Origin of the sequence: Bacillus sp. FSL K6-3458 (genome assembly GCF_038005045.1) — a bacterium.
Lineage (GTDB): Bacteria > Bacillota > Bacilli > Bacillales > Bacillaceae > Bacillus > Bacillus altitudinis.
On the sequence record NZ_JBBOSI010000001.1, the window covers coordinates 1,508,625 to 1,522,922 of the forward strand.

13 protein-coding genes and 1 other annotated feature are annotated in these 14,298 nt (G+C 42.3%); of the genes, 12 read left to right on the forward strand and 1 reads right to left on the reverse strand.

What is annotated here, in order from left to right:
- Positions 1–12 precede the first annotated feature (12 nt).
- From dltC to MHH23_RS07990, 3 genes are all read left to right on the forward strand, one after another.
- Positions 13–249: a D-alanine--poly(phosphoribitol) ligase subunit 2 gene (gene dltC / locus MHH23_RS07980; protein WP_003216498.1), complete on the forward strand. Its 237-nt coding sequence runs from the start codon at positions 13–15 to the stop codon at positions 247–249.
- A complete protein-coding gene (gene dltD, locus MHH23_RS07985) occupies positions 249–1,415 on the forward strand; it encodes a D-alanyl-lipoteichoic acid biosynthesis protein DltD (RefSeq protein WP_144679859.1) in 1,167 nt (388 codons plus the stop codon). The genes dltC and dltD overlap by 1 nt, the downstream gene beginning before the upstream one ends.
- 95 nt (positions 1,416–1,510) lie before the next feature.
- Positions 1,511–1,930 (forward strand): YkvA family protein, encoded by a 420-nt coding sequence (locus MHH23_RS07990; RefSeq protein ID WP_008342863.1) that lies wholly within the window; start codon positions 1,511–1,513, stop codon positions 1,928–1,930.
- 227 nt (positions 1,931–2,157) lie between these two features.
- Here MHH23_RS07990 and MHH23_RS07995 read toward each other — a convergent pair whose 3' ends face one another.
- A complete protein-coding gene (locus tag MHH23_RS07995) occupies positions 2,158–3,201 on the reverse strand; it encodes a lactonase family protein (protein ID WP_268430258.1) in 1,044 nt (347 codons plus the stop codon).
- A 432-nt stretch (positions 3,202–3,633) separates the two neighbouring features.
- Here MHH23_RS07995 and ilvE point away from each other — a divergent pair, with 432 nt between their 5' ends.
- The 9 genes from ilvE to ddcA all read left to right on the forward strand — a co-directional run bounded on the left by ilvE (position 3,634) and on the right by ddcA (position 14,073).
- Entirely contained in the window at positions 3,634–4,548 is a 915-nt protein-coding gene (gene ilvE / locus MHH23_RS08000; protein ID WP_008342856.1) for a branched-chain-amino-acid transaminase, read from the forward strand.
- Positions 4,549–4,556: 8 nt separating this feature from the next.
- Positions 4,557–4,804: a binding site (T-box leader), on the forward strand.
- Between the two features lie 122 nt (positions 4,805–4,926).
- Entirely contained in the window at positions 4,927–6,651 is a 1,725-nt protein-coding gene (gene ilvB / locus MHH23_RS08005) for an acetolactate synthase large subunit (protein WP_008342854.1), read from the forward strand.
- Complete coding sequence (gene ilvN, locus MHH23_RS08010; RefSeq protein WP_007501584.1) at positions 6,648–7,166, forward strand: acetolactate synthase small subunit; 519 nt, start codon at positions 6,648–6,650, stop codon at positions 7,164–7,166. Before ilvB ends, ilvN begins: the two co-directional genes overlap by 4 nt.
- Positions 7,167–7,184: 18 nt before the next feature.
- Complete coding sequence (gene ilvC, locus MHH23_RS08015) at positions 7,185–8,213, forward strand: ketol-acid reductoisomerase (RefSeq protein ID WP_007501581.1); 1,029 nt, start codon at positions 7,185–7,187, stop codon at positions 8,211–8,213.
- A complete protein-coding gene (locus tag MHH23_RS08020; protein WP_008342850.1) occupies positions 8,200–9,753 on the forward strand; it encodes a 2-isopropylmalate synthase in 1,554 nt (517 codons plus the stop codon). Before ilvC ends, MHH23_RS08020 begins: the two co-directional genes overlap by 14 nt.
- An 18-nt stretch (positions 9,754–9,771) precedes the next feature.
- Positions 9,772–10,869 (forward strand): 3-isopropylmalate dehydrogenase, encoded by a 1,098-nt coding sequence (gene leuB / locus MHH23_RS08025; protein ID WP_058336574.1) that lies wholly within the window; start codon positions 9,772–9,774, stop codon positions 10,867–10,869.
- Between the two features lie 42 nt (positions 10,870–10,911).
- Positions 10,912–12,327 (forward strand): 3-isopropylmalate dehydratase large subunit, encoded by a 1,416-nt coding sequence (leuC, locus tag MHH23_RS08030; protein ID WP_007501575.1) that lies wholly within the window; start codon positions 10,912–10,914, stop codon positions 12,325–12,327.
- A gap of 15 nt (positions 12,328–12,342) precedes the next feature.
- Entirely contained in the window at positions 12,343–12,942 is a 600-nt protein-coding gene (leuD, locus tag MHH23_RS08035) for a 3-isopropylmalate dehydratase small subunit (protein WP_008342843.1), read from the forward strand.
- Positions 12,943–13,065: 123 nt separating this feature from the next.
- Positions 13,066–14,073, forward strand: coding sequence for a DNA damage checkpoint antagonist DdcA (ddcA, locus tag MHH23_RS08040; protein WP_008342841.1), 1,008 nt, complete (start codon positions 13,066–13,068; stop codon positions 14,071–14,073).
- The last annotated feature ends 225 nt before the right edge of the window (positions 14,074–14,298 follow it).

Genomic DNA, 14,298 nt, shown 5'->3' on the forward strand with positions numbered 1-14,298 from the left:
GAGTAGAAAATTATGGAATTTAAAAATCAAGTATACGGTATTATTGCAGAGGTTTGTCAGGACGACGTTGTGAAAGAAAATCCAGAGATTGCAATTTTTGACGAAGGTCTTCTAGATTCATTTGGTACAGTAGAACTACTTATGGCAATTGAAAGTCAACTTGGAATTACTGTTCCGATTACAGAGTTTGATCGTGATGTGTGGGATACACCGAATCACATTGCTGAGCAGCTGGCAGAGATGAAGTAATGAAAAAGCGTTTTTTTGGGCCGCTTATTTTAGCGGCTGTTCTATTCATTGGTGTTCTTCTTGTACCAAATGCATGGCTCTCACATCTGATCCCAAAAGACAAATTACAAAAGTCAGCCACAGAATTAGATCCAGGGATGTTCCAAGGGCTTTATTTACAAGATGAAATGCTAAAAGATCCAACTTATTTGCCGATCTATGGATCTTCTGAACTATCACGTTTTGATCCATATCACCCTTCGAATTTCTTTCATGAAAATCCTCAAGGGTTTACACCTTATCTTGTTGGAAAAGGTGGATCGCAATCATTAATTCATGCCATGAACTTTGCAGCGCATATGGATGAATTAAAAGGGAAAAAGCTTGTGTTTATCGTGTCCCCGCAGTGGTTTGTCAAAGGGGGATCAGACGAGAATCACTTTGCTCCTAACTATTCAGCGCTTCAGGCGCTTGATCTTGCTTATAATAAAGAAATTGATCCAGCTGTGAAAAAAAAGCTCATCAAAAGAATCATGAAGTTTAAGGCAGTAAAGAACGACATGGTCATCACAGAGCTTTTTAAAGCAGAGCTTTCTGGGAACAAATTCGCTTATGGCGCGATTTCTCCTATTGCAAAAATGTATTATGGCATGCTTCAAAAGAAAGACATGTACTATACGATCGGGTCTGGGCATGAGCGCAAGCATCGTCCGTCTCCTTCAGTGAAAGGGAAAACATGGACTGAGCTTGAAAAAGAAGCGAGCGTCTTAGGATCCGAAAAAGCAGGGGACAACCCGTTTTATATTGATCAGAGACTGTTTGATCGTAAGCTGAAGCCGATCATGAAAAAGATGAAGGATTCTCGTCGTGACAATTCTTATGCAGCATCACCTGAATATAAAGATTTCCAGATCATGCTGGATATTTTAAAACAGGCAGGGGCGAAGCCTTTATTCGTGACGATTCCTGTCAACGGAAAATGGTATGATTACACTGGTTTTCCGAAAGAGGGACGTACAGATTATTATCAAAAAATCAATCGTCAAATTCGAGATAATGGGTATGAAGTCGCAGATTTGACTTCGCATGAGTATGACCCATATTTCTTTAAGGATACGATTCATGTGTCGTATAAAGGATGGGTATACATCGATAAGGCGATCGAAAAGTTTTACAAAGAGCAGTAGATTGCAGCAGCTTTCTGCTGCTTTTTGTTTGTCGAATGAGTGGATTTCTTGTATAAATAAGGTGGAAGGGCTATGCTGAATATGGAGGCGATACGATGAATCGTTCTGAGAAAAAAGAACTATTAAAGCGTTCAAAGAAGCATTTTAATGATCATGCCTTTTGGGAAAAGTTAAAAAAGACGGCACAAAAAGCTGGAGTTTCTCTTGTCTATGCTGTGTTATTACTTTATTATACATTGCAAAAACCCGAAGTACCGGTTAAAGCGAAGACCCTCATCATTGGGGCGCTAGGGTATTTTATCCTTCCGATTGACCTAATCCCTGATACATTGGTGGGGATCGGCTACACAGATGATCTAGGCGCCATCACATTTGCTCTGCTTCAAGTCGCAATGTACATTGATGACGATGTCAAAGGAAAAGCAAAAGACAGGCTGGGAAAATGGTTCGGTGAAAAAAGCGATACGTCTTTCATTGATCAAAAGCTTGAAGATGGCGGTATGCCGTCTGCTTAAAGAAAAGGCTCCTAAACGGAGGCTTCAGCGTGTAGACAAACCCTCGCATTCTTTGTCAGTCCTGCGCTTCGGTGCTTACGAATGTCAAATTCGCTCCGCTCCGGTGCTCGTTCTTCCTAGACTTCAAGGGTTTTCAACTACGCTGAAAAAAAGACAAAGGGCTAAAATAAAGTTCATTTTAGCCCTTTGTCAACAATCTAATGCCTCCTAAACGGAGGCTTTTTTCATTATCCTAAAAATTTCACACAAACCGGATGCGGAACGGTGATGTCTGATTGTAAGACAGTGAGTCGACCGGTTTCTTTGTCACGTTTGTATAACACAAGGTTGCTAGATTCTTGGTTTGAGCCGACGAGAAATTCTTCTGTTGGATCAAGGACAAAGTCTCTAGGCCAATTTCCTTCAGATGAAGCAATTTCAACGAGGCTTAGTTTGCCGTCATGATCTGCTTTGAAAATGGCAATGCTGTCATGTCCACGATTTCCTGCATACACAAATTGACCGTCAGAAGACACATGAATGGCGCTGCCTTGATTATTCTCTGTGAAGTCATTAGGAATGGTTGCGATCGTTTGGATCTCTTCGAAATGACCATCTTCAAAGTAACGAAGTACAATGACCTCTGAGCTGAGCTCTGTCATGACATAGGCCACAGGTTTCGTTGGGTGGAATGTGATATGACGAGGTCCGCTGCCTGGTTTTGTTTCAAATGTATGGGCAAGCTCAAGTATGCCATTTTCTTTCTTATACGTATAAATTCCGTCTGTGCCAAGGTCAACAGCCACTGCAAATTGTTCATCAGGTGTCAAACCCATAAAGTGAGTGTGCGGTTTTTCTTGACGGTCTTCGTTTGGTCCAGTACCTTCATGCTGTGCCTGTGACAGCGTGCGGATCACTGAGCCGTTCTCAGCATCAATTTCGTACATCTCTGCTGTTCCTTTATGATAGTTTGCTGTAAACGCCGTTTTCGTTTGGCTGTCCACGCTGACGTGACAAGGAGAAGCCCCATCGGCAAGCTCTTGGTTGATGAAACGAAGTGCGCCGGTGTCGGCATCAATTTGATACGCAGCAAGACCGCCCTGTGCTCCTTCTTTCACAACAGCATACACAAACTTTTGAGAATCTGAGACAGTTAAATATGTAGGATTTTCAAGTTCTGCAGCCACTTCTACTTGTTCAATCTGCTGCTTGTCCGTATTTAAAGTAAAAGAATAGATTCCTTTGCTGTCACCTTTTGTATACGTTCCGATATAACCTCTGATGTTAGCCATGTATTGCCCTCCTTCTATTAGATGCTCTCATTCTATCATAAATTTATAGGAAAACGCTTTAGAAAGGCATGCTGAAGAAAAAAACAAACGCAATGAAATCTCACAATATTCTTCAAAAACCGTGTGAAAAAATATTACAAAAGCTTGTTCAAAAGAAAACCGTTCATGTAGAGTAAATAAATTGAAGAAAAAATACAAAAAATTTTAAGTTTTTTCATTCCTTGTCTAGCAAAGGTGTAAGCGTATACATTTTATTTTGATTAGTCTAAATTGTCTAATAATTTTAAAAATGCTGTTGACACTGTATGGAAAGCGGCGTAAGATGGGTTCAACAAAAGCAAACAGACACGCAGAGTAAGCGTGAGACACTTCAATATAAAGTGTCTGAAAATTCAACTACTTTTTGTTTGAAAGAGAGGGTGCTCACTGAAGATGGAAGACCAAAAGGAACAGTGGATCTTTTTAAACGATGAACTCGTGAAAAAAGAGGATGCGAAAATTTCAGTTTATGATCATGGCTTCTTATATGGTGACGGTGTGTTCGAAGGAATACGTGTATATAATGGAAATATCTTTCGAATGAAAGAACATTTAGACCGCCTGTATGATTCCGCTAGATCCATTATGCTGAACATTCCATATTCACTTGAGGAGCTCACTGAAAAAATGATTCATACAGTTGAAAGGAACGGCCTAAAAGATGCCTATATCCGCCTTGTTGTCTCAAGAGGAGCCGGTGATCTTGGCTTAGATCCAAACAACTGTGGGAGAGCCAATACAGTGATCATTGTAGAGCCGCTGGCCATCTTTCCAAAGCACCTATATGAAACAGGTATTGATATTGTGACAGTACCAACGAGGCGAAATCGTCCTGACGTACTAAGTCCAAAAGTGAAATCATTAAACTATTTGAATAACATCCTTGTCCGAATCGAAGCCCATATGGCCGGTGTGAGTGAAGCGCTGATGCTGAACGATCAAGGGTACGTGGCAGAAGGTTCTGCAGACAATGTGTTTATTTATAAAAAAGGTAAGCTCTATACACCGCCAGGTTATATCGGCGCTCTTGAAGGCATCACAAGAAATGCCATCATGGAGATTGCAGAAGACTTAGGCTACGAAGTGAAAGAAGAACCTTTCACAAGACATGATGTGTATACAGCTGAAGAAGTCTTCCTGACAGGAACCGCTGCCGAAGTCATCGCTGTTGTAAAAGTTGACGGCCGTATCATTGGCGAAGGAAAACCAGGGTTCCACACAAACAAACTTCTTGAACAATTCCGCAAGCGAGTCGTTGAAGAAGGAGAAAAAGTAGTCTTTACCGATGAAAACATTCACGCAAGCTAAATAGATATCGATAAACGTTGAAGAGGACTAGTAGCTTTAGAGTCAGTATCTACAGAGAGCCGGTGCTAGCTGGAAACCGGTGTTACTTTCTAAAGTGAACTCACCTCTGAGTGTCTGCTTGAAAAGATAGTAGGGCAGACCGAGTGACATTGCATCACTCGTTACCAAAATGGATGAAAGATGTCCATGAGACGGCAGCATGATTTGCCGTGAACAAGGGTGGTACCGCGAAAAACAAAGCTTTTTCGCCCCTTTGACCTAGTGAAAAGTAGTGTCATTGTGGGGTGAGAAGGCTTTTTTATATGGTCTCATATCTCTATCTTGAATGGAAAAGGGTGAAAGGACTTGACTGAAGCAAGACAAAGAGGAGGAAATCAAATGGGGACAAATGTACAAATGGAGACGGAAAAATCAAATGCACCACAAACGATGAACGGTGCACTCATGTTAATTGAAGCACTCAAAAGAGAAAAAGTAGAAGTCATTTTTGGTTATCCTGGCGGAGCTGTTTTACCGATCTACGATAAAATTTACGATTCTGGTTTATTTCATGTCCTGCCAAGACATGAGCAAGGAGCGATTCACGCAGCGGAGGGATACGCAAGAGTATCTGGTAAACCAGGCGTTGTTATTGCCACATCAGGACCGGGGGCAACAAACCTAGTCACAGGAATTGCGGATGCGATGATTGATTCACTACCTATGGTTATCTTCACTGGACAGGTGGCAACCTCAGTCATTGGATCAGATGCTTTCCAAGAAGCAGATGTACTTGGTATCACAATGCCAATCACAAAACACAGCTATCAAGTGAGACGTCCAGAAGAGTTACCGGGTGTCATTAAAGAGGCATTTCACATCGCAACAACCGGCAGACCTGGTCCAGTCTTGATTGATATTCCAAAAGATGTCGCTGGCATTGAAGGGACATTTGAATACGATCAGCCAATCGACTTGCCTGGTTATCAGCCGAAAATTGAGCCGAATTATTTGCAAATTCGCAAGTTAGTAGAAGCTGTAAGCAGAGCAAAGAAACCAGTTATTCTAGCAGGAGCTGGCGTTCTTCACGGCAAAGCGTCGGAAGAATTAAGGCAATATGTAGAGCAGCAGCAAATCCCTGTCGCTCATACATTGCTTGGGCTTGGTGGATTCCCAGCAAAGCATCCTCTTTTCCTAGGAATGGCGGGTATGCACGGCACATATGCAGCGAACATGGCACTTCATCAATGTGACTTACTCATTTCAATCGGAGCGAGATTTGATGACAGGGTAACCGGCAACCTCAATCATTTTGCAAAGCATGCGAAGGTGGCCCATATTGACATCGACCCAGCGGAAATTGGTAAAAACATTCACACCCATATCCCAGTTGTTGGTGACAGTAAGCTAGTGCTTCAAGAACTGATCAAGCAGGACGGGAAACAAGGTGAATCAGACGAGTGGAAGAGCCAGCTAAATCAGTGGAAGGAAGAATATCCACTCTGGTATGTCGAAAACGAAGCTGAAGGCTTTAAGCCTCAAAAGCTGATCGAATACATTCATCAATTTACAAAAGGTGAAGCCATTGTGGCAACTGATGTCGGACAGCACCAAATGTGGGCTGCACAGTTCTATCCATTCGAAAATGCCGATAAATGGGTGACATCTGGTGGGCTTGGCACAATGGGATTTGGTTTACCGGCAGCGATTGGCGCGCAGCTAGCTGATCAAGAGGCAACGGTTGTAGCGATTTTAGGAGACGGAGGTTTCCAAATGACCCTGCAAGAACTTGCCGTTATCCGTGAGCTGAACCTTCCAGTGAAAGTGATTGTTCTCAATAATCACAGTCTTGGAATGGTAAGACAATGGCAAGAAATTTTTTACGAAGAACGCTACTCGCATTCTAAATTTTCAGAGCAGCCAGACTTCGTGAAATTATCTGAAGCTTATGGCATTAAAGGGATCAGAATCTCATCAGACGAAGAGGCGCAAGAAAAGCTAGAAGAAGCATTAACGTCTAGAGAGCCTGTTTTCATCGATGTCAATGTAGCGAGAGATGAGAAAGTATTCCCGATGGTAGCACCGGGGAAAGGACTTCATGAGATGGTGGGGGTGAAACCTTGAAAAGAATTATTGTGTTGACTGTATTAAATCGATCAGGCGTACTGAACAGAATCACAGGCCTTTTTACTAAACGACACTACAATATTGAAAGCATTACGGTCGGCCATTCTGAGATTCAAGATGTATCACGCATCACGTTCGTCGTCCATGTAGACCAGGAGAAAGACATCGAACAGCTGACAAAACAGCTGAACAAACAAATCGATGTCCTCAAAGTAACGGATATTACAAACCAATCAATCGTTCAGCGAGAGCTGGCTTTGATAAAAGTCGTATCTGCACCAGCATCTAGAATGGAGATCACGGGGGTCATTGAACCTTTTAGGGCTTCTATTGTAGATGTAAGCAGAGAAAGTGTCGTCATTCAGGTGACAGGTGAGTCTTCAAAAATTGAAGCACTCATTGAATTACTTAAGCCATACGGCATTAAAGAAGTCGCCAGAACTGGCACCACGGCCTTTGCGAGAGATAATCAGCAAAAGCCGCAAACAAATAAAACAATTTCAATTGTCTAAACAAAAGGAGAGAGTCAAATGGTAAAAGTATATTATAACGGTGATATTCAAGAAAACGTATTAAACGGTCAAAAGGTAGCTATCATTGGTTACGGATCACAAGGTCATGCACATGCATTGAACTTAAAAGAGAGCGGCGTAGATGTCATTGTCGGCGTAAGAAAAGGCGGATCTTATACAAAAGCACAAGAAGACGGTCATCAAGTATTCACAGTAAAAGAAGCAGCAGCACAAGCAGATGTCGTCATGGTATTACTTCCAGATGAGCAGCAAAAGAAAGTATATGATGAAGAAATCAAAGATCAATTAGAAGCAGGGAATTCACTTGTATTCGCACACGGATTCAACGTTCACTTCCATCAAATTGTTCCTCCAAGTGACGTAGACGTGTATCTTGTGGCTCCAAAAGGTCCAGGACATCTTGTAAGAAGAACATATGAGCAAGGCGCTGGTGTACCTGCACTATTTGCTATCTACCAAGATGTATCAGGTCAAGCGAAAGACAAAGCACTTGCTTATGCAAAAGCAATCGGTGGAGCAAGAGCGGGCGTTCTTGAAACAACATTTAAAGAAGAAACAGAAACGGATCTATTCGGTGAGCAGGCAGTTCTTTGTGGAGGTCTTACTTCATTAGTAAAAGCAGGTTTTGAAACATTAACAGAAGCTGGTTATCAGCCAGAGCTTGCATACTTCGAGTGTCTGCATGAACTGAAATTGATCGTTGACCTTATGTATGAAGAAGGATTAGAAGGTATGAGATATTCAATCTCTGATACAGCGCAGTGGGGTGACTTCGTATCAGGACCACGCGTTGTGGATGCAAAAGTAAAAGAATCAATGAAAGCAGTCTTGACTGACATCCAAAACGGAACATTCGCGAAAGAATGGATTGTTGAAAACCAAGTGAATCGTCCACGTTTCAATGCGATCAATGCAAATGAAAATGAGCACCAAATTGAAATCGTCGGAAGAAAGCTTCGTGAAATGATGCCTTTCGTTAAACAAGGAAAGAAAAAGGAAGCGGTGAGCGTCGGTGCGAAAAATTAATTTTTTTGACACAACACTTCGAGATGGAGAGCAATCACCAGGAGTGAACTTAAATGCACAAGAAAAGCTAATCATTGCTAAGCAGCTTGAGCGCCTTGGGGTTAATATCATTGAAGCGGGTTTTCCCGCTTCATCCCGAGGGGATTTCTTAGGCGTACAAGAAATTGCAAGAACGATTAAGAACTGTTCAGTTGCAGGACTTGCACGATGTGTGAAAGGTGACATTGATGCTGCATGGGACGCATTAAAAGATGGAGCTCAACCAAGAATACACGTCTTTATTGCGACTTCTGACATTCACCTCAAGCATAAACTAAAGAAAACACGTGAAGAAGTGGTTGAACAAGCTGTTTCAATGGTGAAATACGCGAAAGAGCGCTTCCCAGTTGTTCAGTGGTCAGCAGAAGATGCATGCCGGACAGATCTTTCTTTCCTAGCAGAAATTGTAGAAAAAGTGATCGACGCAGGCGCAAGTGTTATTAACTTGCCTGACACTGTTGGATACCTAGCACCAAAAGAGTACGGAAATATCTTTAAATATATGAAGGAACACGTTCCAAATATCGATCAAGTCATATTGTCAGCACACTGTCATGATGATTTAGGAATGGCTGTAGCGAACTCACTTGCTGCCATTGAAAATGGAGCAGATCAAATTGAAACAGCTGTCAACGGTATTGGAGAGCGCGCAGGAAATGCTGCTTTAGAAGAAATTGCAGTCGCTCTTCACATTCGAAAAGATTTCTATCAGGTCGAATCAACGATTCAATTGAATGAAATTAAGCGCACAAGTGATGTAGTGAGCAAATACTCAGGTATGATTGTACCGCGTAATAAAGCAGTCGTTGGAAACAATGCATTTGCCCATGAATCAGGTATTCACCAAGATGGATTCCTCAAAGAAAAAACAACCTATGAAATTATCTCTCCAGAGCTTGTAGGCGTCACAACAGATGTGCTTGTCCTTGGTAAACACTCCGGAAGACACGCGTTTAAAGACCGCTTAAAAACACTCGGCTTTAAATTGACTGAAGAAGAAATCAATAAGTTCTTCGAAACGTTTAAGAACTTAACAGAGAAGAAGAAAGAAATCACAGATGATGATTTGATCTCTATTATATTAGAAGAAAAAGTAGCAGATCGTAAAATTGGCTATGAATTTGAAAGTCTTCAAGTTCACTATGGGACAGAGCAAATGCCGACAGCAACAGTCTCTCTTAAAAATCAAGAAACGCAGGAAGTCATTCAAGAAGCAGCTACAGGTGCAGGCAGTGTAGAAGCTGTGTACAACACGCTTGAGCGCTGTATGGAGGAAAGAATTCATTTGCTAGATTATCGTATTCAATCCAATGGAAAAGGCAGAGACGCACTAGCGGAAGTATATGTCACTGTTTCAATAGAAGGAAAAGAAACAGCAGGACGCGGTGTAGCGCAAGATGTGCTGGAAGCATCGGCTAAAGCTTACGTCAATGCAGTGAATAGACATTTAATCTTTAAATCAAACCTAATAGAAATTGAGAAACATCACGCCATCTCATAAGAAAGGAGGAAGGGACTCATGAAAAAGAAAATTGCACTTTTGCCCGGCGATGGAATCGGACCGGAAGTCGTCACATCAGCCGTCGCTGTCCTGAAAGAGACAGCGGCTCAATTTCAACACGAATTTGAATTCGAAACAGCTCTCATTGGCGGTATAGCGATAGATGAAAAAAACAATCCGCTCCCTAAAGAAACAGTAGAAGTGTGCAAAAGCGCAGATGCGATTTTATTAGGAGCCGTTGGCGGACCAAAGTGGGATCAAAACCCGCCAGAACTTCGCCCAGAAAAAGGCTTGCTCTCCATTCGCAAGCAGCTGGACTTATTTGCGAACATCCGCCCTGTCAAAGTATTTGATAGCTTGAGTGAGGCTTCACCGTTAAAACAAGATCACATTAGCGGAGTAGATTTCGTCATCGTTCGTGAATTAACTGGAGGCCTCTACTTTGGCGAACCAAGTGAGCGCTACACGGATGATGAAGGAAAAGAAGCTGCGGTTGATACACTTCTTTATACAAAGGAAGAGATTGTTCGTGTATTAAAAGAAGCGTTCGACATGGCGTTAACGAGACGGAAAAAAGTAACGTCTGTGGATAAAGCAAATGTTCTCGCTTCGAGTAAACTATGGCGGGATGCGGTAGAAGAAGTTGCATCCCAATATCCAGATGTCGCATATGAGCACATGCTCGTCGATAATGCCGCGATGCAGCTTATTTATAAGCCCGCTCAATTTGATGTCATCGTGACAGAGAATATGTTTGGTGACATTTTAAGTGACGAAGCATCTATGATTACTGGCTCACTCGGCATGTTGCCATCTGCTAGTTTATCAAGCACCGGCCTACATTTATATGAGCCGATTCATGGTTCAGCACCCGATATTGCGGGGCAAAATGTCGCAAACCCTCTGGCTACTATATTGTCAGCAGCCAGCTTGCTTAGAACATCCTTTGCTTTAGAAGAAGAAGCGGCTGCAATTGAAGCAGCTGTGGAAGCCGTTCTTGCCTCTGGCAAACGAACAAAGGACCTAGCAGCAAAAGAGGGAACGTATGAAACGACTGATGATATCACGAAAGCCGTTGTAGATGCACTCAAACAACGTACGAAAACCATTGTATAAATAGAAATCTTGTTGAATTAGGTAGAGGGAGGAAAAAGGGTTATGCCTCGAACAATCATCGAAAAAATATGGGATCAGCATGTTGTCAAAAATGGCGAGGGAAAACCAGACCTTTTATATATTGATCTGCACTTGGTGCATGAGGTGACGTCACCTCAAGCATTTGAAGGATTAAGACAAAAAGGGCGCAAGGTGCGAAGACCACAAAACACATTTGCGACGATGGATCATAACATTCCGACTGTGAATCGATTTGTGATCAAAGATGAGATTGCGAAGAAGCAAGTCAGTGCTCTAGAGCGCAACTGTGCTGAATTCGGGGTCCGTCTAGCTGACCTTCACAGTGTAGACCAAGGAATCGTTCATGTCGTTGGACCAGAGCTTGGTTTAACACTTCCGGGGAAAACAATCGTGTGTGGAGATAGTCATACATCTACTCATGGCGCATTTGGTGCACTTGCCTTTGGGATTGGCACAAGTGAGGTTGAGCATGTGCTTTCCACACAAACACTTTGGCAGCAGCGTCCGAAGACACTAGAAATTAGAGTAGACGGAACGCTTCAAAAAGGGGTAACAGCCAAAGATGTCATTTTAGCAGTCATTGGCGCACATGGCGTGAAGTTCGGTTCAGGTTATGTCATTGAATACACTGGGGAAGTATTCAGAAACATGTCAATGGATGAGCGGATGACCGTTTGTAATATGTCAATTGAAGCAGGCGCAAGAGCAGGATTGATCGCACCTGATGAAGTGACCTTTGAATATTGCCGCGGACGCAAATACGCACCGCAGGGTGAAGATTTCGAAGCAGCGATCAAAGAATGGAAAGAATTAAGAACAGATCCGGGTGCGACCTATGATAAAACCATTGTTTTAGATGGAAATCATATTTCACCAATGGTCACGTGGGGAATTAACCCAGGAATGGTGCTCCCTGTGGATGCAGCAATTCCAGGACCTGAAGATTTTGCACAAGAAGATGACCAAAAAGAAGCAAAACGTGCTTATGAATACATGGGGGTTCACCCGCATCAGCGTATTGAAGATATTACGATTGAGCATGTGTTTATTGGCTCATGTACGAACTCAAGAATGACTGATTTACGCCAAGCCGCTTCTATGATTGAAGGACAAAAAGTAGCTGATCATGTCAGAGCGATTGTGGTTCCTGGCTCACAAAGTGTCAAACTGCAAGCAGAAGAAGAAGGTCTTCATGAAATTTTCCTAGAAGCAGGATTTGAATGGAGAGAATCTGGCTGTAGTATGTGCCTCAGCATGAATAACGATGTGGTGCCAGAAGGTGAACGCTGTGCATCTACATCAAACCGTAACTTTGAGGGACGTCAAGGGAAGGGTGCAAGAACGCATCTTGTCAGCCCGGCAATGGCTGCAATGGCTGCCATACATGGCCGATTTGTCGATGTCAGGAAGTTTAATCAAGAGAAAACAGTCGTGTAAGGAGTTGTGTCATAGATGGAGCCTTTAGTCACTCATAAAGGAAAAGCCGCTGTGCTTAACCGTATAAATGTAGATACAGATCAAATCATTCCGAAACAGTTTTTGAAAAGAATCGAACGAACAGGATATGGCCGATTTGCCTTTTTTGACTGGCGATATTTAGCAGATGGCAGTCCGAATCCAGATTTTGAGCTTAATCAGCCGATTTATGAAGGAGCCTCTATTTTGATCGCAGGCGAAAACTTTGGCTGTGGGTCATCAAGGGAACATGCGCCTTGGGCGCTTGATGATTATGGTTTCAAAATTGTCATTGCCCCATCTTTCGCCGATATTTTTCATCAAAACTGTTTTAAAAACGGGATGCTTCCGATCCGCCTTGATTATGATGTGTGGAAAACGTTTGCTGCATCATATGAAAACAAAGGATATGAAATGACAGTTGATCTGGAAAAACAACAGATTCAAGACCATGAAGGGAATGTTACTCCTTTCGATGTAGATCCACACTGGAGAGAAATGCTCCTGAATGGCTATGATGAGATTTCATTAACATTGTTACTAGAAGATGAGATTCAAGCATTTGAAGAAAAACGTAGCAGCTGGCTGCGTGCATAAACAACGAGAAGCCGTCCCCGTGGTGTGACGGCTTCTTTTTTGCATGAAAACCTCTCGTTACTTGTGTTTACTAACCTTCGTTGGTAAACTGATAAAAAATATGCGCCCGAAAGGAACGTAAGCATGAAACATGACAAGAAGAAAGATAATGTCATTTTGTTTCCTGGTCTGAAAGAAAGACTGATTGAAAAAGGAATGGCAGCATTAAAAGATAAACAGTATCAAGAGGCGCTTCACTTATTTTCAGAAGCGAAATCGTATGATGACGATGAAGAATCCGATATTCATCTCGGTATGGCGATTTGTTTTCTAGAGCTTGGTGAGCTACAGGATGCAAAGCGAGTCTGTGAAAAGATGCTACATGAAGGATATGGCCACTATTTCACTGTGCTTCAAGTATATATGACCATCTTAATTCAGCTGAAAGAGTACGAGGAAGTCAAACAAACAATTGAGGCTGTCCTTGAAGAAAATCACCTTCCAGCAGAAAGCGCGGAGCATTTTTATAAGCTGCTTGAATTTAGCAGAAAGATGATTGAATCACCAGAAGAGATTTTAGACGAAGACGAGGAAGGCAGCGGAGAAATCAATATAGATGAAATGCTCGAGCGGCCAGAAGAGCAGGTGCAGTTCATCCATTCGCTGAAAGACCGAAACATCACGCCGCATATGGGTCTATTAAATACGATCCTACAAAAGCCTGATGGAAACCCTTTGGTCAAATCATTGATCCTGCAACTTCTGTCAGATCATGATGTGGCAAAGCCGGTTCATGTGACGAAGTTCGGTGATTCTTTAACGCTTGTTCCTTCTGAGGCTGTCAAGCCAGAGCAAATGCCACTGCTTCAGCAAGTCCTTCGAAAGCTCGATGACACACTCGGCAATGAGAACCCAACCCTTTACCAAGGAGTTGAAGAGTTATGGCGCCGGCACTTATTTGTGCTATATCCATTTCTTCCTAAATATACGGATCCGAATCTTTGGGCTGCGGCACTTCATAAAGTCGGCTATGAAATGCATGGAATCGAGATTGACCTCGAAGAATTGCATTTATTGTATGATTTTAACGAACGAGAGCTGAGAGAAGCTTGTACAATGCTGAAAGATATTGAAGAAATTTCTTATTTGTAATTTGTCGATTTAGTTGAAAGACGGACTTGTTATGTTATAATATAATGGTTGTATTTGTGCATATATCGTGCGGTTGTAAGATTCCAACGGTTGAAAGACGTTATGTATAATCAAGTCAAATATTGTATACATAAGACCGCTTCTTTAGCGGAGTGCGTGGTTTTTGATTGGACGAAGTCTTTATGATGCTTTAGAATGTAACAACGCACAATCTGAATAGATTTT